This is a genomic window from Bradyrhizobium sp. MI1.7 (assembly GCF_055811795.1).
The window spans coordinates 12,008-31,960 of record NZ_JBVVPO010000028.1 but is presented as its reverse complement, the minus strand read 5'-3'; the positions used below and the strand labels follow the sequence as shown (position 1 = coordinate 31,960).

Here is a 19,953-nt window from a genome sequence, read left to right as displayed (position 1 = left end):
CACATTTCTATGCCCTTCAGAGGACCCCCGCCCTGACATCTCTTGGGGCGGCCATCACGTCTTCACTGCGACACGGTGCGAGCCACACGACCGTGATCCGCGCCGACTTTCCGACGCCGTCCTGCGAAATCACCGTCACTGTCAACGGCGAAGCATGTTCAACCTGATGCCTTTCGCGTCCGCTCTGATGCGTTCGACATCGTCGTGCGGACCGTACCGCGTGACGCTGGCGGTGCAGCGTGCGTCGACGAACCGGGTGATCATCTCCGCGAAGCGTGCTTGGTCGCGCTCATTCATGGCCGCCATCCCAGTTCTGGCACAAAGTGCATATACCTCTTTCAGTAGAGCAGACCAGCCATGCCCGAGAGACGCACAAAGGTAACTTACTCAAGCGTGACTTGGTCGATACCCTCCACCCGTGACAGAGGAAGTGGCTGGGTTGGCGGGGTGGGTGCATATTGTTGACGACGATGCGGCATTCGCGAAAGCGATGGAAAGACGGCTGAGACTCGCCGGGTACGACGTCGCGGTCTATGCGACGGCGCAAGAGTTACTGGATCGCTTGCCCAGCGACAGCATTCCGGGGTGCATCCTTCTCGACGTGCAAATCCCCGACTTGGACGGTCCGGGACTGCAAAGAAGATTAGGCGAAGTCGACTCCGCATTACCGATCATATTTCTTACCGGCTATGCCGACATCCCGGCCACGGTGCGGGCCATCAAGGCGGGTGCAGAGGATTTTTTTACAAAGCCGGTTTCATCCGGCGACCTTCTCCCGGCCATTGAACGTGCGCTTGCACATCACCAGACGCTTAACGAGCGACGGAGCAAACTAGAGGCAGCTCGCGGCCGTCTCGCGACGCTGACCCCGCGCGAGCGGCAGGTTTTCGAACTGGTCATTCGCGGCAAACTCAACAAGCAGATCGCCCACACGCTGGGAGCGACCGAGCGGACCATCAAGGCCCATCGCCACATGGTGATGGAGAAGATGCAGGCTCAGAGCTTGGCGGAGCTTGTTTCGCTGGCCGAGCGGGTCGGCATTTTGAGCGACCACAACCGTGTCCAACCGACGACTTAGTTGGCCAAGATCGCGCCCAGCGTCATCGCCAGATCAAGGATACGATTGACACCACACCAAGAGCGGCGATTGCCCAGATCAGAGCATTGATCCGCAAGAACTGAGCGCGTGTCATGATGCACCTCATGGGGGCCGAATGGGACCGGGAACGGCGAAGCAGTTGAGCCATCAACTCAGGAAACAAGGCCACGGGAAAGATGTCCCGAAGTACAACGCGCGACAGCCGACAATAACGGGCGTCACGCCACCACGACGGGACCACGGAGCGGTTCGCACCGTCTCAACCTTCCTTGGGCTGCACGTCGTCAGGGTACACGTCTGGCGCTTGGACAGTCGCTGACGGGGCTAACTCGCCAGCTTCGTCTTTAAGTTTGGAGGCGGCTTCAATAAGCCCGACAGCAACAGCCGGATCGGAGGTGGCCTTTGCCATTTTAAGCAGCGCCGCTGCCGCTTCGCGCGCGTGGTAGTGGTTCTTGGACAAGGTACGCCAGCCCCAAAGTTTGGCGCACTAACGCTGCAGCCTAAGTTTCCGTTCCGCAGCGAAAGTACAAAAGTGAACCGAAGAAAGCGGTTGCGTCAGACACCAAGGTCACAGGACGGCCCGAACAACCCCGCCAGCGCCCAAAGAGGGCAACCCGATCGATCGCATGCGCGGACTCGCAGGGGACGGGCGTGGTGCGTCTCTGGGCCGCTCGACGCATTCGGGTATAGTCGGCGCGAGGACGCATCAGCGCGCGTCCCTGCGAAGCCCCGCGCAGGGAACCCCGTGAAGGGGACACTATTGGGACACCCGTTTTGGTTTGCCTTGACGGATCAAACGGTTAGATAGAGCCCCATTCTCTCACAAGGGGAGAGGAGACGCAGCGCACTTTGTCGCGAGCGTTCAATCAACGTTATGCCCCAAACACCCGATCCAGCGCTGCGTCGTACGTCGCCTGCACCAGCTCCGGATGCAGCTTCGCCAGCGCTTCCATCATCACGCCGGAATTGATTTCCAGCACCCGCCACTCGCCATCGACACCGACCACGTCAATCGATGCGAAGGCGATGCCGATGGCGCTCGCGGCATCGGTCGCGAGCTTCACGCAGGCCGTTCGAACCTTGTCGTCCTCCAGCAGCACCGGCTTTGCGCCGGCATCGAGATTGTGTCGCCAATCCGACCCACGCTGCTTGCTGTAGACGACGAGTGGCACATCATCGAGCAGGATCACGCGCACCTCTTGCTCGATCGCGACATAGGGCGAGATCACGAGTCCGGCGCTCATCGAAAAGACCTCGGCAGCCGCGTGGTCGAGTTCCGCCTCTGTCGTCACCTTGAACACCGAGCGCCCCGATGTCCCTTCGTTCGGCTTCACCACCACGCCTTGCGGATGGTCGTGAAGCAGCTCGAGCATGGCGTCTCGCCAATTGGGGCCAACAACGTTCTTGCCCAGCTTCGGGTTGAGGAAGAGGCGATGGGGAACGCATGGTATGCCCTCAAGCGCCAGCACCTCGGCAGTGGCCGATTTGTCGTTGGCGAGGCGGTGCGCGATGGCGCTGTTGAGGCCGATGTCGTAGCCGAACGCGAAGTGGCGCTTCGCGCGACTGCGCATCGCGAGCAGCCAGCCGCCGGCGCGGACATCGAGCGCGATGCCATGGGTCGCGCAATAGCGCCTGATCGCCTGGACGAAGATCCGCTCGCCGCTTGCCATGTGTTCAGTCGTTCCTGTCGCCAAAAGCCGCAAAAATGCGGGAAACGGCGCCAAACCGGGGTGAAAGTCAGAGCTATTCTTAATGAAATTCTCGCGAGCGCGACGGAAATTAAGTGCTGCAATCAGCCCCTGAAGGGAAAAGAAATTGCCCGCCGCGCATGCCCGGCAGCAGATTCATTAATGATGTGGCCATTTCCGCCGCAAATGCCGGTTTGAGCGGCATCAATTGCATCCGGAACGAGGTTGATTATTGGCCTCAATGGCGTACATCACACACGCGAAATCCTCCGCCATGGCAATGGTGTCCGCCCCGCTTTCAGGGGCCGGGCAATGCTTTTGCCCTAAAACCGCAATTATTCGGAATATCGAAAATCATGAGCGCGTTTTACCGAGAGAAGGTTCTTTCCGTCCAGCACTGGACCGACACGCTGTTCAGCTTCCGTGCCACGCGCGATACCGGCTTCCGCTTCCAGAACGGCCAGTTCGCCATGATCGGCCTCGAGGTCGACGGCCGTCCGCTGCTGCGCGCCTACAGCATGGCGAGCGCCAACCACGAGGAAGAGCTCGAGTTCTTCTCGATCAAGGTTCAGGACGGTCCGCTGACCTCGCGCCTCCAGAAGATCAAGGAAGGCGACACCATCCTGGTCGGCCGCAAGGCGACCGGCACGCTGATCACCGACAACCTCATCCCCGGCAAGCGGCTGATGCTGCTCTCGACCGGCACCGGTCTCGCGCCCTTCGCCAGCCTGATCAAGGACCCCGAGGTCTACGACCAGTTCGACAGCATCGTGCTGGTGCATGGCTGCCGCCAGGTCTCCGAGCTTGCCTATGGCGAAAAGCTGGTTGCTTCCTTGCGCGAGGACGAGTTGTTCGGGGAGCTGCTGGCGGACAAGCTCATCTACTATCCAACCGTGACCCGCGAGCCGTTTAGGAACCGCGGCCGCATCACCGACCTCATCAGCTCCGAGCAGATCTTCAACGATATCGGACAGGGTCCGCTCGACATCGAAACCGACCGCATCATGATGTGCGGCAGCCCGGCGATGCTGGAAGAGCTGAAGGTGATGTTCGAAGGCCGCGATTTCATCGAGGGCTCCGGCAACAAGCCCGGCCATTTCGTGATCGAGAAGGCGTTCGTCGAGCGGTAAGCCGCTCGTTTTCTGAGCGACGGCTTTAGCCACAACATCGGTGTCGTCCCGGGGCGCGGGAAGCGCGAGCCCGGGACCCATAACCACAGGAAGTGGTTTAGCGACGGCTAGTGGTTATCAGCTCGCTCCATAACCTCTCCCTGTGGTTATGGGTCCCCGCGTGCGCGGGGACGACAGTTGAGAGTTTGGCTGGCATCTCGCCTCACACTCGCTAGGCCATCCACGTCCCTCACCATCCTCCCCCGACTTTGTTATTGGCGCGTCTCGCGCGCACCTTGTTATAAGCTCGCGCCAAAATCTCGCCGCGATGTTGCAATGCGAGAGCTGGGGAGCTGCGCAAATCTTGTCTGTGATCGACCATGGTTCGCCGAAACCGACCGCCTTCGTGCTGGCGGGCGGCGGCAGCTTCGGGGCGATCCAGGTCGGGATGATGCATTCGCTGGCGAGCCACGGGGTCGTCGCCGATCTCGTGGTCGGCTCCAGTGTCGGCGCGATCAACGGCGCCTATTATGCCGGCGATCCCTCGCTCAAGGGCGTGCTGGGGCTGGAAGCGGTCTGGCGCGGCCTGAAGCGTCATGATGTCTTCCCGGTCACCTGGAAGAGCCTCGCCGGATTCATGTGGCGGCGCGATTTCCTGATTCCCCATGACGGCATCCGCAAGCTGGTCGAGGACCACATCCCCTATCGCAACCTCGAGGATGCCGCGCTTCCGGTGCACATCGTCACCACCGATTTCGTCTCCGGAGAGAGCGTGGTGTTGTCGGAGGGGGCGACGGTGGACGCGATCCTGGCGTCCACTGCGATCCCCGGCGCGTTCTCGCCGGTCTACTACCGCAATCGGTTCCTCGCCGACGGTGCGATCTCCTCAAACACCCCGGTCCGGGTCGCGATCAAGAAAGGCGCAAAACGGCTGGTCGTGCTGCCGACCGGGCACGCCTGCGCGGTGAAGGATCCGCCGGTGGGCGCGGTTGCCAATGCCCTGCATGCGCTGACGCTGCTGATCGCCCGGCAATTGGTGGCGGAGCTCGAGGGGGTGGCGTCCGACATCGAATATGTCGTGGTGCCGCCGCTCTGTCCGCTGGTGGGATCGCCCTACGATTTTTCGCGGACCGACGACCATATCGAGCGTGCGGTCGCGAGCACCGATGCCTGGCTGGCGCGAGGCGGCCTCGAGCAGCACGGCGTCATTCCGCACGAGGCGCAGCCTCATGGTCACTGATTTGTCATTTCATTTGAATCTATTGCACTGCGAAGCCCGCCGCGGGATGGATTGATTTGCGGCATCCGGATTCGGTAGCCTCAAGGCGGGGTCCGCGTCATAACCATGGACGTGGCGCGGGCGTATCATGCCCTGTCAGACTGACGAGAGGGATGTGGTCGTGGCCAACGATAACAAGACGCAAGCTTCGCCCGAAGGGCTGATGGAAACCCTGCTGCTGCCGTTCTCGCCGCGTTTCATCGTGCTGACCATCTGCGCGGTCGTCACCGCGCTGTTGATTGGCATCGGCCTCGCCGATGGCAAGATCTTCGACATCCTGCTGATCCCGATCGCGATCTTCGGCGCTCTCACGCTGCTCGGCGTCCGCGATCTCATGCAGAAGAGTCACGCGGTGCTGCGCAACTATCCGATCTCGGCGCATATCCGTTTTCTGCTCGAAGAGATACGCCCGGAAATGCGGCAGTATTTCTTCGAGAGCGAGAAGGACGGCATGCCGTTCTCGCGCGATACCCGCTCGCTGGTCTATCAGCGCGCCAAGATGGAGCTCGACAAGCGCCCGTTCGGCACCCAGGAGGACGTCTACCGCGAGGGCTACGAGTGGATGCATCACTCGGTCTCGCCAAAGACGCACGCCGAGGAGAAGTTTCGCGTCACCATTGGCGGCCCCGATTGCGCAAAGCCATATTCGGCATCGGTGTTCAACATCTCCGCGATGAGCTTCGGCGCGCTCAGCCCGAACGCCGTGCGCGCGCTCAATGCCGGCGCCAGGAAGGGCGGCTTCGCGCATGACACCGGCGAGGGCGGCTTCAGCCCCTACCATCGCGAGATGGGCGGCGACATCATCTGGGAGATCGGCTCCGGCTATTTCGGTTGCCGTCATCTCGACGGTACGTTCGATCCGGAGGCATTCGCCCGCGTCGCGAGCCAGGACCAGATCAAGATGGTCGAGCTCAAGATCAGCCAGGGCGCCAAGCCCGGCCATGGCGGCGTGCTGCCGGCTGCGAAGGTGTCGGAGGAGATCTCAAAAATCCGCGGCGTCACGATGGGCGAGGACTGCATTTCGCCGGCCTCGCACCGCGCCTTCTCCACGCCTGTTGGCATGATGCAGTTCATCGCCGAGATGCGGCGCTTGTCCGGCGGCAAGCCGGCCGGCTTCAAGCTGTGCATCGGCCACCCCTGGGAATTCCTCGCGATCTGCAAGGCGATGCTGGAGACCGGCATCTATCCTGATTTCATCGTCGTCGACGGCAATGAAGGTGGCACCGGCGCCGCGCCGCTGGAGTTCATGGACCATCTGGGCATGCCGATGCGCGAGGGCGTCAATTTCGTCCACAACGCGCTGGTCGGCATCAATGCGCGCGACCGCATCAGGATCGGCGCGTCCGGCAAGATCGCGACCGCCTTCGACATGGCGCGGGCGATGGCGATTGGCGCCGACTATTGCAACTCGGCGCGCGGCTTCATGTTCTCGCTCGGCTGCATCCAGTCGCTGAGCTGCCACACCGACCGCTGCCCGACCGGGGTTGCGACCCAGGACCCGACGCGTGCGCGTGCGCTCTACGTGCCGCTCAAGATCGACCGCGTGCATAATTATCACCACGCCACGCTGCACTCGCTCACCGAGCTGATCGCCGCGGCCGGTCTCGAACATCCGCAGCAGCTGCGCCCGATCCACTTCAGCCAGCGGACATCGACCACCCAGGTGCGATCCTTTGCGCAGCTCTATCCGTCGCTGCGTCCGGGCGAGCTGCTCGAAGGCACCGAAGATCCGCGCTTCCGTGAAGCCTGGCAGATGGCGCGGGCGGAGACGTTCCAGCCGGCGCCGTAGGGGCCACCGCATGATCCGCCGGATCCTGCGGCGGTGAAAATTCATCGGGGATTGTGGTTGTGTTTTAACGTCTGTGTCAGCTTGGGGTGTAAATTGGCCCCATGGACGAGCGACGCGACAAAACCAGGCACCGCGTGCTGAAAGCCGGAACCATCGAGTTCGGCGGCGGCGCGATCGACTGCACCATCCGCAATTTCTCCGATACGGGTGCCGCGCTCGATGTCACCAGTCCGGTCGGTATCCCGGAGCGCTTCACCCTGGTCATCCAGGCCGACGGAACGCATCTCGCCTGCACGGTCGTCTGGCGCAAGGAGAAGCGGATCGGCGTGCGGTTCGGGTGAGCGGTCTGCGTTTGATCGGCGCGCGCTTAGGGCGCGCTTGTCCGGGACGACGGGTGGAGGGTTGGGTGCGCAATCACCCCGTCTCGACCTCACTCAACCGGCCCGCCAGAATCTTGTCGATCCTGCGTCCGTCGAGATCGACCACCTCGATATGCCAGCCGGCGAAGTCGAAGGCATCGCCGACATTGGGCAGCACGTTGAACTGTTGCAGCACCAGGCCCGCCACCGTGTTGTAGCGGTGCGGCGGCAGCTCGACGCCGAGCAACTCGCCGAACTCGTCGACCGGCATCCAGCCGGAGACCAGCAGCGAGCCGTCATCGCGCCTGACATAGGCCGGCTCCGGCGGTCCCTCCTCGGAATGGAAGGCGCCGACGATCGATTCCAGAATGTCAGCCGTCGTCACGATGCCCTCGAAGGCGCCGTATTCGTCGTAGACCAGGCCGACATGAACCGGAGCGGCTTTCAGGATCGCCAGCACGTCGCGGGCGTCGGCTGATGCCGGAATGCCGGGCGCCTCGCGCACCAGCGCTCGCAGATCCGGCGTGCGCTCGTTCATGTAGGCGACCAGCAGGTCTTTGGCCTGGAGCACGCCGATCGGCTTGTCGCGATCGCCGTCCGAGACGGGAAAGCGCGAATGCGGGCTCTTCGCGATGATCGCTTGAATGGCCTCCGGCGCATCGTTCAGATCGATCTCGTTGACCTCCGTGCGCGGCGTCATGATCGCGCCGACCGGCCGGTCGCCGAGCCGCATGACGCCCGCGATCATCTCTTTTTCGCCCGACTCCAGCACGCCCGCGTTCTCGGCTTCGCTGACGAGGTGATGGATCTCGTCCTCCGAGACCTTCTCCTCGGCCTTGCCGCCGCGGCCGAGCAGCGTGAGGATCAGCTTGCCGGAGAGATCGAGCAGGAAGACGAGCGGCAGCGAGATCCGCGCCAGAACGTGCATCGCGGGCGCGACCTTGACCGCGATGCTCTCGGGGTCGCGCAGCGCCACCTGCTTCGGCACCAGCTCGCCGACGATCAGGGTGGTGTAGGTGATGAGCGTGACGACGATGCCGACGCCGACGATGTCGGCAATCCCCGAGGACAGGCCGAGCTCGACCAGCCATTGCGTCAGCCGCTGTCCGAGCGTCGCGCCGGAGAACGCGCCCGAGAGCACGCCGACCAGCGTGATACCGATCTGCACCGTCGAGAGGAACTTTCCGGGGTCGGCCGCCAGCGTCAGCGCCCGCTCGGCGCCGCGCACCCCCTTGGCCGCGAGCAGCGACAGCCGGGCCGGGCGGGACGAGACCACGGCCAGCTCGGACATGGACAACAGGCCGTTAATGACGATCAGGACGACGACGATGATGATTTCGACGGACAACATTGTGCGCAAGGAGAAGGGATACTTGACCCGGCGAACGCCGGACCAAGCCCCTTATATATGAACTCGATGCACAATTTGTCCGGTTCCCGACCAAATTGCCGCAGGCGGATCAAGCGCTCTCGCCCGGGTTTTCGAGGCTGAACGTCTCCGACTGCTCGTCATATGCGAACAGCTCGCCATAACGTCCCCAGGACACGACGGTCCTGAGCGTCTCGTCCGCATAGTCCTCGGACATGTAGTCCTCGAGCTCGTTGCGGAACCGTGCCGCGGGGGCGGTATGGGAGGGACGTTCGTCGAGCACGCGGCGAATCAATCCCATCACCGGCACGTAAGTGACGAGATGTTCGGCGAACAGCTTCTTGCGTGCGTCGGTTTCGAGATGGGCAAAACGCTTGCCCGTGTCGGTGAGCATCAGGTCACCTTCGCTCAGCTGGGCGAAGCGCAGCAGTTGCAGGGACTCACCGAGGTGGAGGATCTCGTCGGCCTCGAGCTGGAGCTGGCTTGCGAGCACGGGCAGGTCGGCGTGTCCGTGATAGGGCGGCCCCGCCAGCGTCTCGATCAGGCCCGACAGCACGTTGGACGACACGTGGTGCAGGGTCATGCCGACACCGGAGCCCAGGATGCCTTCGACGGGGGGCGCCTTCGGTTCGGCGCGCTGGGTCATGCGCGCGTAGATGTTGTCGACGAGCTGCCGGAAATGGGGGTCGAGCCGGTTGCGCGGATGTGGCATGTCGACCTTGATCTCGGCGGCGACACGCCCCGGATTGGATGAGAACACCAGGATGCGATCGCACATCAGGACCGCCTCCTCGATATTGTGCGTCACCATCAGGATCGATTTGATCGGCAACCGGCCCTCGATCCAGAGGTCGATCAGGTCCGTGCGCAGCGTCTCGGCCGTGAGGACGTCGAGTGCCGAGAACGGCTCGTCCATCAGCAGGAGGTCCGGATGCACCACCAGCGCGCGGGCGAAGCCGACGCGCTGCCGCATGCCACCCGACAGTTCCTTCGGGAAGGCGGACTCAAACCCGTCAAGGCCGATCAGGTCGATCGCAGCAAGAGCGCGCTTGTGGCGCTCGGTGGCATCGACGCCCAGCGCTTCGAGCCCGAGCTCGACGTTCTGGAGCACGGTCAACCAGGGAAACAACGCGAATGACTGGAACACCATGGCGACGCCGTTCGGCGGCCCGACGATGATCTCGCCGCGACAGGTCGCCTGTCCCGCAGACGGGCTGACCAGACCGGCGATGATCCGCAGCAAGGTGGACTTGCCGGAGCCGGATCGGCCGAGCAGGCCGACGATCTCGCCCGAGCGAATCGTCAGGTCGACCTTATCCAGCACCAGGAGCTGTTCGCCGCTGCCTTTCGGGAAGGATCGGCAGACACCGCGGATGTCGATGAGCGCAGAGGGTTGATCGAGCATGATGGTCTCCTCGTCAGCCGAGCCGCAGGCGACGCTCGCCGAAGGCATAGAGCGGCCGCCAGACCAGACGATTGAACAACGTCACCAGAATGCACATCGTGGCAATTCCGAGCACGACGCGCGGGAAGTCACCGGCTTCCGTGGCGGAAGCAATATAGGCACCGAGCCCGGTGGCCTTCAGATGCGTGTCGCCCCAGCTTGCGACCTCCGCGACGATCGACGCATTCCAGGAGCCGCCGGACGCCGTGATCGCGCCGGTGATGTAATAAGGAAAGACGCCGGGCAGTATCACCTTGAACCACCATCGCCATCCCCGGAGATGGAAGCTGCCGGCGGCTTCGCGCAGATCGGTCGGAAAGGCGCTCGCGCCCGCGATCACGTTGAACAGGATGTACCACTGCGTGCCCAGGATCATCAGCGGGCTCAGCCAGATGTCTGGATTGAGCTTGAAGCTGACAATGGCGACGACAAAGACGGGGAAGGCGAGATTGGCCGGGAAGGCCGCCAGAAACTGGGCCAGCGGCTGGATTCGTTCGGCGAGCTTCGGGCGTAGCCCGATCCACACGCCAACCGGCACCCAGATCAGCGTGGCGAGGGTGATCAGGATGGCGACGCGCAACAACGTGATGAGCCCGTCCCTGATGACGACAAGAACGTCGGACATTCCGAGACTGGCCGAGAGATAGCGATAGGTCAGCCAGGCGGCATAGGCCGTGCCGCCGAGGATCAATGCGATCCAGACCGTATCGACGAGGCGTGACGTCTGGTCTTTACCTGGTGCCGCGGGCGGCAGCTTCGGCAGCGGAATGCGCAAGTTCGAGATCGCGCGGTTCAGCGCCGCGAAAGGAAGGGTCAGCGCACGCAGCGCCCGAGTCCGGCGGAACAGGTCGAGCATCCAGGAGGCCGGCGCCTCGCCTGAGGCGGTCTGCTCGAAGCGGAATTTGTCGGCCCAGGCGACGATAGGGCGGAACAGCAGCTGATCATAGGCGATGATCACGAGCAGCATCGCCAGCATGGCGTAGAGGATCGCCGGCAAATCCTGCTGCTGAATTGCCATCGCGACATAGGAGCCGATGCCCGGCAGCGTCACCGTGGTGTTGCCGACCGTGATCGCCTCCGAGGCCACCACGAAGAACCAGCCGCCCGACATCGACATCATCGCGTTCCAGATCAGGCCGGGCATCGCGAAGGGGACGTCGAGGCGCCAGAAGCGCTGCCAGCCGGACAAATGGAAGCTTTGCGTGGCCTCTTCCAGATCCTTCGGAACGTTGCGGATCGACTGGTACAGGCTGAACGTCATGTTCCAGGCCTGGCTGGTGAAGATCGCGAACACCGAGGCGAGCTCGGCGCCGAGCACCTGCCCCGGAAACAAATTCATGAAGAACACGACGGTGAAGGTGAGGAAGCCCAGGATCGGGACGGATTGCAAAATATCCAGCAGCGGGATCATCACCAATTCGGCTCGCCGGCTCTTGGCTGCGATCGCCGCGTAGATGAAGGTGAAGACCGTCGAACAGACGATGGCGAGCAGCATCCGCAAGACGGTGCGCAAGGCATAAAGCGGAAGGTTTGCCGGATCGAGCGTGACCGGTGCGCGCTCGAGCTCGGACAGCGGCGCCGTGGTCTGCTCGCCGCCATAGACGATCAGGACCATGGCGCCGATCACGAGGATCAGCGCCGCGACATCCCAGACATTGGGGAGTAGCGCCCGGCCGATCGCGGCCGTGCGGATATCTCTCGGCTTCATAGGCCCGCCCTTGGGCTGGAATTTTGGGCTAGAACTCTGCGTGCAGGCGGCCCGAGAAGATCGAGACCGGCCCGCGGTCGGCGTTATAGGCCGGGTTTGTGATCAATTGATAGTCCGCGGTCAGCGTGACGTTCTTGTTCACCGAATAGGCATAGTAGGCCTCAAGGATGCGCTCCTTGCGGTAGTTGAGAGCGCCGTCGCCGATGAGAACACCGAGGCCGCCGGCGGCCAGGAAGTCGCGATAATCCTGCGAGATGGCATTGACCGCGCCGCCGATGCCGACGACGTCGTCAGGCCGGCCCCATTTCGTGCCCTTGATCGACAGTCCGCCGGCCAGGCTGCTGTTGATGTCGGTGAAGGCGAGTGTTTCGGTCTTGCCGTCGTTCCAGCTCCAGCGGCCGAACAGCCCGATATCTTCTGTGATCGCCTGCTCGAGGTTGACGACGTAGCCGACCTTGAGGCGGCCGCGGCGGGTCTGCGCGATGTCGAGATTGAGCGCAGGATTGTCCAGCGTCTCGCGGAAGCTGCCCATGTTGGCGCTGTCGACCCAGCCCATGGTCCTGAGCTTGCCAGGTTGGCCGAGCAGCGAGAACCGCGTCTCCAGCTCGATCGCGTACTGACCGCGTTCCCCGACCCTGGTGTCGAAATGATTCGAATTGGACTCCGCGACCATCAGGAAATAGCCGCCGCGCAGCGCCCATTGCTTCTGGTTGAGCTCGGCGGTGACGCCATAGGTGAGACCGACCTTGTCGGCGGAATAGTCGAAGGCGCCCGGCGCCCACAGCGACCAGTTCATGAAATCCTTGCGGGTGTCCTTGGCAAAGGCATTGCCGTCGAACACGTCGATCACCGCGAACTTGCCGGCCTGCACCGTGAGCCTGGACACGTCGACCTTTTGCCCAAGCTGCAACTGGCCGCTCGCGAGCTCTTCCTGCTCGCCGCCAAAGCCGAACGTCTGGCGCACGAACAGCCGCGAGGTGTTGTAATGCGGATAGGGGAAGTTCGATTTCTGCGCTTCGCCGTTGGGAAAGCCTGCCGCGCCCACCGTGTCGTTCAGTCCAAATCCCTGGAGCAGTTCGGGATTGTAATAGACCTCGCCGCCGTCCCACAGCCGCGCGTTCAGGAACAGGCTGTTGCTCCAGGTCGCCTTGGCCTGGGTTGAAGGCGAGAGCGAGTTTGTTCCGCTGTAGAGAGCGGGGAACGACGGATAGCCTTGCGGCAGATAAGTGCTCTGACCGTGAATCTCCCAGCGATCCGATTCCGTGTCGATCAGGGAGCTCTTCGGATTGTAGCTCGGCATGCCCGGCCAATCGACCTTGCGGTTGAGCCCGAGCCTGATCGACTGGAAGTCGAGCGACGAGGAGGTGTATTGGGCCCCCGTGGAGAAGGCGACGTTGGCGCCGTCGAAGCGGCTATAGAGATATTCGAGCCGTGCGCTCCAATGCGGCGCGAAGCCGTATTCGATGCCGGCACCCGCGATCCAGCCGGGCCGCGTGTTCAGGATTTTCGGGACGTCGCCCGCGGCCGGCGTGTCGAAATAGCGCTCGCCCATCCACGCAAAGCCGCCGGTGGCATAGACGAGCCATGGACCGCTGGTGTAGCCGACGCGGCCGCGCAGGCTGGCGGTGTAGTCCCACTGCTGGATGACCGTGTTGGCAGGTGTCGCGAGGAAGGAAACGATCGAGTTGGAGGTGATGTAATTGGGAAACGAAAAATCGCCTTCGACGCCGACGAGCCAGCCGGAGTTGAGCCGGTAGTTGTAGCCGGCCTGCACGCCGCCGATCATGCCGCTGAAGACGCCGCTGCCGTTGATCGCGGTGCCGTCGTTCAGCGCGAAGCTGGACGAGCCACGGCTGTAGCCGGCATGCGCGCCGATATAGAGGCCGGTCCAGTCATAGACCGCTTTCAGCGCCGGCGCCTTCAGCGGCAGATCGGCCGCGTGTACGGCGGCGGGAAAAGCCAGCACGCCCGAGGCAATCGCCGCGGCCGTTCGCAAATACCGGTGCCGGTGACCTCTCAACTTCAAAACGCACGCCCCCAAACGCGAATGTGTCCTATTCGCCGCGATATCCCTGCAGATTCGCGGCGACCCTGTCACGAAGTCTTGGTTGTTCACGCGATCGGACCAGACGATCCCGACTCGACGCGATTTCTTCCCAAGCCCCTGTGCTTGTTACAAACCTTATTGCGATTAATTCGCAATAGCAACTGGCACGGATTGCCGCAGGGGATGGTTCGCACTCTTGTGTGACGGAGCTGCAACAAATTCTCAGGTCCAAAATGAATGACCCGCCCGGGGGGACAGCCGGGCGGGTCGGGGGCACGACACGGGGTGGATGAGGCGCCCGTGTCGAACGCGGGATCCACGTGAGATCGGCCTCAGGTACTCAAATCAGTAGCAAGTACGAACGCGGCCGACGTACTGGCCGAAGGCGTTGTACTGGGCGACCCAGCCGCAGCGGTGATAGCCGTAGTAATAGGGGTCGTTGCTGGCGGCGATCGCGGAGCCGACGACGGCGGCGGTGGCGATGCCGGCACCCACACCCCAGACCCAGCCGGGCTGCTTGGCTTCGGCCGAAGAGGTGGTGGACACGATGCTGCCGGTGACGGCGAGGGCAGCGAGTGCGACGGCGGCAATCCTGGTCTTGATCGACATGTGAAACTCCATCCGGGTTGAGGCGGTCCGTTGTGGCCCGCGTGCCCAGTTGGACGGAGGCTTGCCGCGTCCGGTTCGAATCCAGCAAAAGTGAGCGTGCAGATCGGCTGTTTCCCGAATGATTCCAGTCGGATGCGAGCTAGCCGAGAGGCCCTTTGGCGAGCCTCTTCACGTCGAAGTTATCGACCTCGGCCAGCAGCTCGCAAAAGGCGCGCGCACCCTGATCGACGAGCTGCACACCCTTCTCGGGGACAGCCAGCGTCGCATTGCCGATCGCGCCGCTCGTGTGGAGATCCTGCGCCTGCCAGGCGAACGGTGCGGGCCGCTGCGTCGACAGCCAGCGATACTGCTTTTCCATGGCGATGCTGCTCGCGGGAAAATCCGCGATCGCATCCTTGCGCACCTGATCGGGATAGCGCGCCAGCATGATCGAGGTCTCGACCGCGCCGCCATGGATGCCGTGGCGCACTTCATCCGCCGGGAACAGTTTCTCCGCGCCCGACAGCCGCGACCACGACGTCGTCACCACAAAGAGCTTGCGATGCGCGCGAAGATCCTGCGCGACCAGCATCATTGCCGCGCTGTTGCCGCCATGGCTGGTGATGATGACGAGCTTCTTCAAGCCGCGCCGCGCGACGTCCTCGCCGATTGCGGTCCATCGCTTCAGCGCCACCTCGGTCGGCAGCGTCTGCGTGCCCGGAAAGTCGATATGCTCGGTGGAAATCCCGACCGGTTCAACGGGCAGGAACGTCGCCGGAACATTTGCGGGCAACAGCTCGCGCACGCGCGCGAGATACGCGTCCGCGATCAGCACGTCGGTCTCGAGCGGCAGATGCGGGCCGTGCTGCTCGGTCGCCGCCAGCGGCAGCACCGCGATCCGGCGCGACACGTCTGCAAGGCTCCCATCGGCCCAGTTGATGTCGATCCAGTCGCGGGACGGCGTCATCGTGGTTTCTTTGCCCGAATTTGTCGCGTATTTTGGGGTTATCAGGGGACGCGGGCCTGGCCGGCTCGCGTCCCCGAACTTCATGCGGTTCTATCGCGTTGCCTTCACATCGGCCAGCCACGATCGACGGAGTGCCATCATGACCCCCTCTCATCTGCGGCGAGCGTTAACGGCGGGCTTGATGGCCGCTTGCGTCTCTCTCGCGCCGGTGCGTGCAGAGACGCTGGACAAGGTCACCTTCGGCACCAACTGGGTCGCCGAGGCCGAGCATGGCGGTTTCTTCCAGGCGGTCGCCGACGGCACCTACAAGAAATACGGCCTCGACGTCACCATCGTTCCCGGCGGTCCGAACGAGAACAACCGGATGCTGCTGATCGCCGGCAAGATCGATTTCTTCATGGCCGCGAACACGCTGATGTCGTTCGACGCGGTGGCGAATAACGTCCCCGTCGTCACCATCGCAGCGGTCTTCCAGAAGGATCCGCAGGTGATGCTGACGCAGCCGGACGCCAAGGTCGCCAAGATCGAGGATCTCAAGCCGCTGACCTTGTTCGTCTCCAAGGAGGGCATGACCAGCTACTTCCAGTGGCTGAAGTCCGAATACGGCTTCAACGAGAAGAACGTTCGTCCCTACAATTTCAATCCGCAGCCCTTCATCGCCAACCCCAAGAGCGCGATGCAGGGCTACGTCACCTCCGAGCCCTTCGCGGTCGAGAAGGCCGCCGGCTTCAAGCCGAATGTGCTGCTGCTTGCCGATTACGGCTTCAACACCTATTCGACCCTGATCGAGACGCGCCGCGACATGGTCGAGAAAAAGCCGGACCTGGTGCAGCGCTTCGTCGATGCCTCCATGGTCGGCTGGTACAATTACATCTACCGCGACAATTCCGCGGGCAATGCCATGATCAGGAAGCTCAACCCGGAGATGACTGACGAGCTGCTCGCCTATTCCGTCGCCAAGATGAAGGAATACGGCATCGTCGATTCCGGCGAGTCCTTGAAGAACGGTATCGGCGCGATGAGCGACGATCGCTACACCTCCTTCTTCAACAAGATGGTGAAGGCCGGCGTCGTGAAGGCGGATCTCGACTTCCGCAAGTCCTATACGCTGCGCTTCGTCAACAAGGGCGTCGGCGTCGAGCTGCGCCCGAGCAAGCCGTAGCGCAAGGTCCATGTCATCCGTCAAAAGCTCGTCCGGGGTCGAGGCCGGACTGACGGCTCTCGCCGTCAGCCTGCGCGGCGTGACGAAGGCGTATGACAATGGCGTCATGGCGCTCGGTCCGCTCGACCTTGCCGTTCGCAAGGGCGAGTTCATCTCGCTGCTGGGCCCGTCCGGTTGCGGCAAGTCCACTGCGCTGCGCCTGATCGCAGAGCTCAGCGCGCCATCGTCCGGCATCGTGCGGGTGGCGCGCCACGAGGGCGATGTGCTGCCGGGTCATGGCATCGGCTTCGTGTTCCAGGAGCCGACGCTGATGCCCTGGACCAGCGTGCGCGAGAATGTGCGGCTGCCCTTGAGGCTCGCAGGCGTTCCGAAGGCGGAGGCGCGCGCGCGGGCCGATGAGGCATTGGCCAGCGTGGGTCTTGCCGATTTCGCCGATGCTTTCCCACGCGAGCTCTCCGGCGGCATGAAGATGCGGGTGTCGCTGGCGCGTGCGCTCGTCACCGACCCTGATATCCTCCTGATGGATGAGCCGTTCGCCGCGCTCGACGAGATCACGCGCTTTCGCCTCAACAACGACCTGCTCGCGCTGTGGCGAGCCCTGGGCAAGACCGTCATCTTCGTCACCCATTCGGTGTTCGAATCCGTCTACCTGTCGCAGCGGGTCGTGGTCATGACCGCGCGGCCCGGCCGCATCCAGGCCGATATCCGCATCGAGACGGTCGAGCCGCGCGGTGAGGAGTTTCGGACCTCGGCCGCCTATTCCAATTATTGCCGGAAAGTGTCGGCCGCGCTGGCGCCGTCCTATTCGGGGCAATCGATGCTATGAACGCGCAAGCTACCGTCACCGCAAAGCCATCAGGCGCGCAACGCGCGATGCGCTTGGTGCTTCCCGTCATCGTGTTCGCAGCCGGACTCGCGGCCTGGGAACTGGTCGTCCGCATCAAGGACATCCCGCCTTACGTTCTGCCAGCGCCCTCCGTCATCTTCCTGACGCTGATCAAGGACTGGGCGGTGCTGTCACAATCGCTCGCGACCACGCTGCTGACCACGCTCGAAGGTTTTGTCGCCGCCAGCATCGGCGGCATCGCGCTGGCACTGCTGTTCAACCAGTCGAAATGGGTGGAATATTCGCTATTCCCCTATGCAATCGTGCTCCAGGTGACTCCTGTCATCGCGATTGCACCGCTGCTTCTGATCTATCTGGAGCAGCAAACCGCGGTCGTGGTCTGCGCCTTCATCGTTGCCTTTTTCCCGGTGCTGTCCAACACCACGCTCGGGCTGAATTCGGTCGATCGCAACCTTGCCGGCCTGTTCCAGCTCTATGGCGCCTCGCCGCCGCAAACCCTGCGCTTCCTGAAGCTGCCGGCGGCGCTGCCCTATATCCTCGGCGGCCTGCGCATTGCCGGCGGCCTGTCGCTGATCGGCGCGGTTGTGGCCGAAATCGCGGCCGGCACCGCCGGCGCGGGCTCCGGGCTCGCCTACAGGATCGCCGAATCCGGCTATCGATTGAACATACCCCGCATGTTCGCAGCGCTGCTGCTGTTGTCGCTGGCCGGGATTGTCATCTATGGGGTGCTGGCGCTAGTTTCCCACCTCGTTTTACGGCGCTGGCACGAGAGCGCGCTTGGAAAGGAAAACTGATGACTACCGGTTCGATTTCGTCCGAAAAGATCGACCTTCTGATCTATGGGCCGGTGCGGCCAATTCTCGACAACGGTTTTTCCGATCATTTCGTCGTGCACAAGGCGGAGACCCGGGGCGATCTCGAGCGGCTGACACCGGCGATCCGCGAAAAGATCCGCGGCGTGGCGGTGACCTATCACACGGTGCGTGCCGACAGGGACTCGCTGTCGCAATTGCCCAAGATCGAGATGGTGGCGAGCTTCGGCGTCGGCTACGACCATATCGACGCCAAATACGCGGCCGAGCACAACATCATCGTCACCAACACGCCCGACGTGCTGACCGAGGAGGTCGCCGACGTCGCGATGGGCCTTCTGATCTCCACCGTGCGTGAGTTCATCAAGGCCGACCGCTACGTCCGCTCCGGCCTCTGGCAGACGCAGAACTATCCGCTCAGCGTCGGCTCGCTGCGCGACCGCAAGGTCGGCATCGTCGGCATGGGCCGGATCGGCCAGGCCATCGCGCGCCGGCTCGATGCCTCGCTGGTGCCGGTGGTCTACCACTCCCGCAATCCGTCGAAGGACGTCTCCTACAAGCACTATCCCGATCTGATCGAGATGGCGAAGGCGGTGGACACGCTGATGGTGATCGTGCCCGGCGGCGCCTCGACCAACAAGATGATCAATGCCGAGGTGCTGAAGGCGCTCGGTCCGCGCGGCGTGCTGGTCAACGTGGCCCGCGGCTCGGTGGTCGACGAGGCGGCGCTGGTCCAGGCGCTGAAATCAGGCACCATCCTCGCCGCCGGTCTCGACGTGTTCGCGGCCGAGCCGAGCGTGCCGGACGAGCTCAAGACCATGCAGAACGTCGTGCTGCTGCCGCATATCGGCTCGGCGTCGGTGGTGACGCGCAACGCGATGGATCAGCTCGTGGTCGACAACCTCAAGTCCTGGTTCGCCGGCAAGGCGCCGTTGACGCCGGTTGCGGAAACGCCGTTCAAGGGGCGCTGATGAGAGGTCTTCGGTTCGTTGCATTCGCCGTCGCGGCCTTTGTGGCCGCGATCGGCATCGCGCATGCGCAGGATGCGACGACCCTGAAGAAGACGATGCCCGGGCAGTGGGAGCTCTCGACCACCGAGCGCAGCAAGACCTGCGTCGTCACGATGAAGGGCGATGCCGCGGCGCAGGGGTTCAAGCTGGAGCTGGAGCCGGCCTGCAAGACCACGCTGCCCTTTACGAAGGACATCGTCGCCTGGAGCGTCAGGGGCCTCGACATCGTTCGTTTGCAGGACGCGACCGGTGAAGCCGTGATCGACTTCACCGAGGTCGAGGCCGGCATCTTCGAAGGCCTGCGGCAGGGCGAGGGCGTCTACATCCTCCAGGACCTCGCCGCAGCCCGCTCGATGGCCAAGTCGATGGACCAGATGATCGGCGATTGGTCGATGGTGCGCGGCAACGGCCAGCCGGTGTGCGGGCTGACGCTGACCAACACGGAAGCCGGCCCGGACAATTTCCAGGTCTTCGTCAAGCCGAAATGCGATCCGGCGATTGCTCAGTTCAATCTGGCGCAATGGCGGCTCGAGCGCGGCCAGATCGTCCTGATGTCGAAATCAGGCGAGGCCTGGCAGTTCGAGGCCGATGACAACGCGCAATGGCGGCGCGTCCCCGATACCGCCGATCCCCTGATCATGCTGCGGCAATAAATCTTCCGGTCGATGTCGATTTA

Annotated in this window: 19 protein-coding genes; 10 read left to right on the top strand and 9 right to left on the bottom strand. The window is 63.2% G+C overall.

Annotated features, from left to right (window positions below; all coding sequences use genetic code 11):
* Positions 1–141: 141 nt before the first annotated feature.
* Complete coding sequence (locus AC0L3X_RS24080) at positions 142–297, bottom strand: hypothetical protein (RefSeq protein ID WP_473316861.1); 156 nt, start codon at positions 295–297, stop codon at positions 142–144.
* Positions 298–439: 142 nt separating this feature from the next.
* Here AC0L3X_RS24080 and AC0L3X_RS24075 point away from each other — a divergent pair, with 142 nt between their 5' ends.
* Entirely contained in the window at positions 440–1,078 is a 639-nt protein-coding gene (locus tag AC0L3X_RS24075) for a response regulator transcription factor (RefSeq protein WP_354218176.1), read from the top strand.
* A 280-nt stretch (positions 1,079–1,358) separates the two neighbouring features.
* On the opposite strand, the gene AC0L3X_RS24070 is transcribed toward AC0L3X_RS24075, so the two are convergent.
* The gene (locus AC0L3X_RS24070; protein WP_354218177.1) at positions 1,359–1,559 is read right to left on the bottom strand and encodes a hypothetical protein; all 201 of its coding nucleotides are present in this window, start codon (positions 1,557–1,559) and stop codon (positions 1,359–1,361) included.
* Between the two features lie 412 nt (positions 1,560–1,971).
* On the bottom strand, positions 1,972–2,769 hold the full coding sequence (locus tag AC0L3X_RS24065; protein WP_354131632.1) for an ATP-grasp domain-containing protein: 798 nt from the start codon (positions 2,767–2,769) through the stop codon (positions 1,972–1,974).
* A gap of 374 nt (positions 2,770–3,143) precedes the next feature.
* Here AC0L3X_RS24065 and AC0L3X_RS24060 point away from each other — a divergent pair, with 374 nt between their 5' ends.
* From AC0L3X_RS24060 to AC0L3X_RS24045, 4 genes are all read left to right on the top strand, one after another.
* The gene (locus tag AC0L3X_RS24060; protein ID WP_354131631.1) at positions 3,144–3,917 is read left to right on the top strand and encodes a ferredoxin--NADP reductase; all 774 of its coding nucleotides are present in this window, start codon (positions 3,144–3,146) and stop codon (positions 3,915–3,917) included.
* A 307-nt stretch (positions 3,918–4,224) separates the two neighbouring features.
* Positions 4,225–5,136 carry a patatin-like phospholipase family protein gene (locus AC0L3X_RS24055; RefSeq protein WP_187387907.1) on the top strand — a complete coding sequence of 304 codons (912 nt, stop codon included), beginning with the start codon at positions 4,225–4,227 and terminating at the stop codon, positions 5,134–5,136.
* Positions 5,137–5,338: 202 nt separating this feature from the next.
* Positions 5,339–6,964 carry an FMN-binding glutamate synthase family protein gene (locus tag AC0L3X_RS24050; protein ID WP_063986035.1) on the top strand — a complete coding sequence of 542 codons (1,626 nt, stop codon included), beginning with the start codon at positions 5,339–5,341 and terminating at the stop codon, positions 6,962–6,964.
* Positions 6,965–7,065: 101 nt separating this feature from the next.
* On the top strand, positions 7,066–7,305 hold the full coding sequence (locus AC0L3X_RS24045) for a PilZ domain-containing protein (protein ID WP_063980692.1): 240 nt from the start codon (positions 7,066–7,068) through the stop codon (positions 7,303–7,305).
* Between the two features lie 73 nt (positions 7,306–7,378).
* On the opposite strand, the gene AC0L3X_RS24040 is transcribed toward AC0L3X_RS24045, so the two are convergent.
* The 6 genes from AC0L3X_RS24040 to AC0L3X_RS24015 form a co-directional block, all read right to left on the bottom strand.
* Positions 7,379–8,674, bottom strand: a complete 1,296-nt coding sequence (locus AC0L3X_RS24040) for a hemolysin family protein (RefSeq protein WP_063980693.1) — start codon at positions 8,672–8,674, stop codon at positions 7,379–7,381.
* Positions 8,675–8,783: 109 nt separating this feature from the next.
* Positions 8,784–10,097 carry an ABC transporter ATP-binding protein gene (locus AC0L3X_RS24035; protein ID WP_063986036.1) on the bottom strand — a complete coding sequence of 438 codons (1,314 nt, stop codon included), beginning with the start codon at positions 10,095–10,097 and terminating at the stop codon, positions 8,784–8,786.
* A gap of 13 nt (positions 10,098–10,110) precedes the next feature.
* Positions 10,111–11,844: an ABC transporter permease gene (locus tag AC0L3X_RS24030; RefSeq protein WP_354131630.1), complete on the bottom strand. Its 1,734-nt coding sequence runs from the start codon at positions 11,842–11,844 to the stop codon at positions 10,111–10,113.
* Positions 11,845–11,872: 28 nt separating this feature from the next.
* Positions 11,873–13,840, bottom strand: coding sequence for a carbohydrate porin (locus AC0L3X_RS24025; RefSeq protein WP_063980695.1), 1,968 nt, complete (start codon positions 13,838–13,840; stop codon positions 11,873–11,875).
* Positions 13,841–14,236: 396 nt separating this feature from the next.
* A complete protein-coding gene (locus tag AC0L3X_RS24020; RefSeq protein WP_063980696.1) occupies positions 14,237–14,500 on the bottom strand; it encodes a hypothetical protein in 264 nt (87 codons plus the stop codon).
* 139 nt (positions 14,501–14,639) lie between these two features.
* The gene (locus AC0L3X_RS24015) at positions 14,640–15,446 is read right to left on the bottom strand and encodes a creatininase family protein (RefSeq protein ID WP_063980697.1); all 807 of its coding nucleotides are present in this window, start codon (positions 15,444–15,446) and stop codon (positions 14,640–14,642) included.
* A gap of 139 nt (positions 15,447–15,585) precedes the next feature.
* Here AC0L3X_RS24015 and AC0L3X_RS24010 point away from each other — a divergent pair, with 139 nt between their 5' ends.
* Genes AC0L3X_RS24010 through AC0L3X_RS23990 form a run of 5 tightly spaced genes read left to right on the top strand, consistent with a single transcriptional unit; the run spans position 15,586 to position 19,930 of the window.
* Complete coding sequence (locus AC0L3X_RS24010; protein ID WP_063986037.1) at positions 15,586–16,608, top strand: ABC transporter substrate-binding protein; 1,023 nt, start codon at positions 15,586–15,588, stop codon at positions 16,606–16,608.
* 10 nt (positions 16,609–16,618) lie between these two features.
* Positions 16,619–17,434 (top strand): ABC transporter ATP-binding protein, encoded by an 816-nt coding sequence (locus AC0L3X_RS24005; RefSeq protein ID WP_063980698.1) that lies wholly within the window; start codon positions 16,619–16,621, stop codon positions 17,432–17,434.
* Positions 17,431–18,249: an ABC transporter permease gene (locus AC0L3X_RS24000; RefSeq protein WP_063980699.1), complete on the top strand. Its 819-nt coding sequence runs from the start codon at positions 17,431–17,433 to the stop codon at positions 18,247–18,249. The genes AC0L3X_RS24005 and AC0L3X_RS24000 overlap by 4 nt, the downstream gene beginning before the upstream one ends.
* On the top strand, positions 18,249–19,238 hold the full coding sequence (locus AC0L3X_RS23995) for a 2-hydroxyacid dehydrogenase (protein WP_063980700.1): 990 nt from the start codon (positions 18,249–18,251) through the stop codon (positions 19,236–19,238). The genes AC0L3X_RS24000 and AC0L3X_RS23995 overlap by 1 nt, the downstream gene beginning before the upstream one ends.
* Positions 19,238–19,930, top strand: a complete 693-nt coding sequence (locus AC0L3X_RS23990) for an AprI/Inh family metalloprotease inhibitor (protein ID WP_063980701.1) — start codon at positions 19,238–19,240, stop codon at positions 19,928–19,930. Before AC0L3X_RS23995 ends, AC0L3X_RS23990 begins: the two co-directional genes overlap by 1 nt.
* The last annotated feature ends 23 nt before the right edge of the window (positions 19,931–19,953 follow it).

Bases quoted from the DNA above. Each gene is read 5' to 3' on its own strand.
- AC0L3X_RS24080 (WP_473316861.1), bottom strand. From the start codon at position 297: ATGAATGAGCGCGACCAAGCACGCTTCGCGGAGATGATCACCCGGTTC.
- AC0L3X_RS24065 (WP_354131632.1), bottom strand. From the start codon at position 2,769: ATGGCAAGCGGCGAGCGGATCTTCGTCCAGGCGATCAGGCGCTATTGC.
- AC0L3X_RS24060 (WP_354131631.1), top strand. From the start codon at position 3,144: ATGAGCGCGTTTTACCGAGAGAAGGTTCTTTCCGTCCAGCACTGGACC.
- AC0L3X_RS24055 (WP_187387907.1), top strand. From the start codon at position 4,225: ATGTTGCAATGCGAGAGCTGGGGAGCTGCGCAAATCTTGTCTGTGATC.
- AC0L3X_RS24050 (WP_063986035.1), top strand. From the start codon at position 5,339: ATGGAAACCCTGCTGCTGCCGTTCTCGCCGCGTTTCATCGTGCTGACC.
- AC0L3X_RS24045 (WP_063980692.1), top strand. From the start codon at position 7,066: ATGGACGAGCGACGCGACAAAACCAGGCACCGCGTGCTGAAAGCCGGA.
- AC0L3X_RS24040 (WP_063980693.1), bottom strand. From the start codon at position 8,674: ATGTTGTCCGTCGAAATCATCATCGTCGTCGTCCTGATCGTCATTAAC.
- AC0L3X_RS24035 (WP_063986036.1), bottom strand. From the start codon at position 10,097: ATGCTCGATCAACCCTCTGCGCTCATCGACATCCGCGGTGTCTGCCGA.
- AC0L3X_RS24030 (WP_354131630.1), bottom strand. From the start codon at position 11,844: ATGAAGCCGAGAGATATCCGCACGGCCGCGATCGGCCGGGCGCTACTC.
- AC0L3X_RS24020 (WP_063980696.1), bottom strand. From the start codon at position 14,500: ATGTCGATCAAGACCAGGATTGCCGCCGTCGCACTCGCTGCCCTCGCC.
- AC0L3X_RS24015 (WP_063980697.1), bottom strand. From the start codon at position 15,446: ATGACGCCGTCCCGCGACTGGATCGACATCAACTGGGCCGATGGGAGC.
- AC0L3X_RS24010 (WP_063986037.1), top strand. From the start codon at position 15,586: ATGACCCCCTCTCATCTGCGGCGAGCGTTAACGGCGGGCTTGATGGCC.
- AC0L3X_RS24005 (WP_063980698.1), top strand. From the start codon at position 16,619: ATGTCATCCGTCAAAAGCTCGTCCGGGGTCGAGGCCGGACTGACGGCT.
- AC0L3X_RS24000 (WP_063980699.1), top strand. From the start codon at position 17,431: ATGAACGCGCAAGCTACCGTCACCGCAAAGCCATCAGGCGCGCAACGC.
- AC0L3X_RS23995 (WP_063980700.1), top strand. From the start codon at position 18,249: ATGACTACCGGTTCGATTTCGTCCGAAAAGATCGACCTTCTGATCTAT.
- AC0L3X_RS23990 (WP_063980701.1), top strand. From the start codon at position 19,238: ATGAGAGGTCTTCGGTTCGTTGCATTCGCCGTCGCGGCCTTTGTGGCC.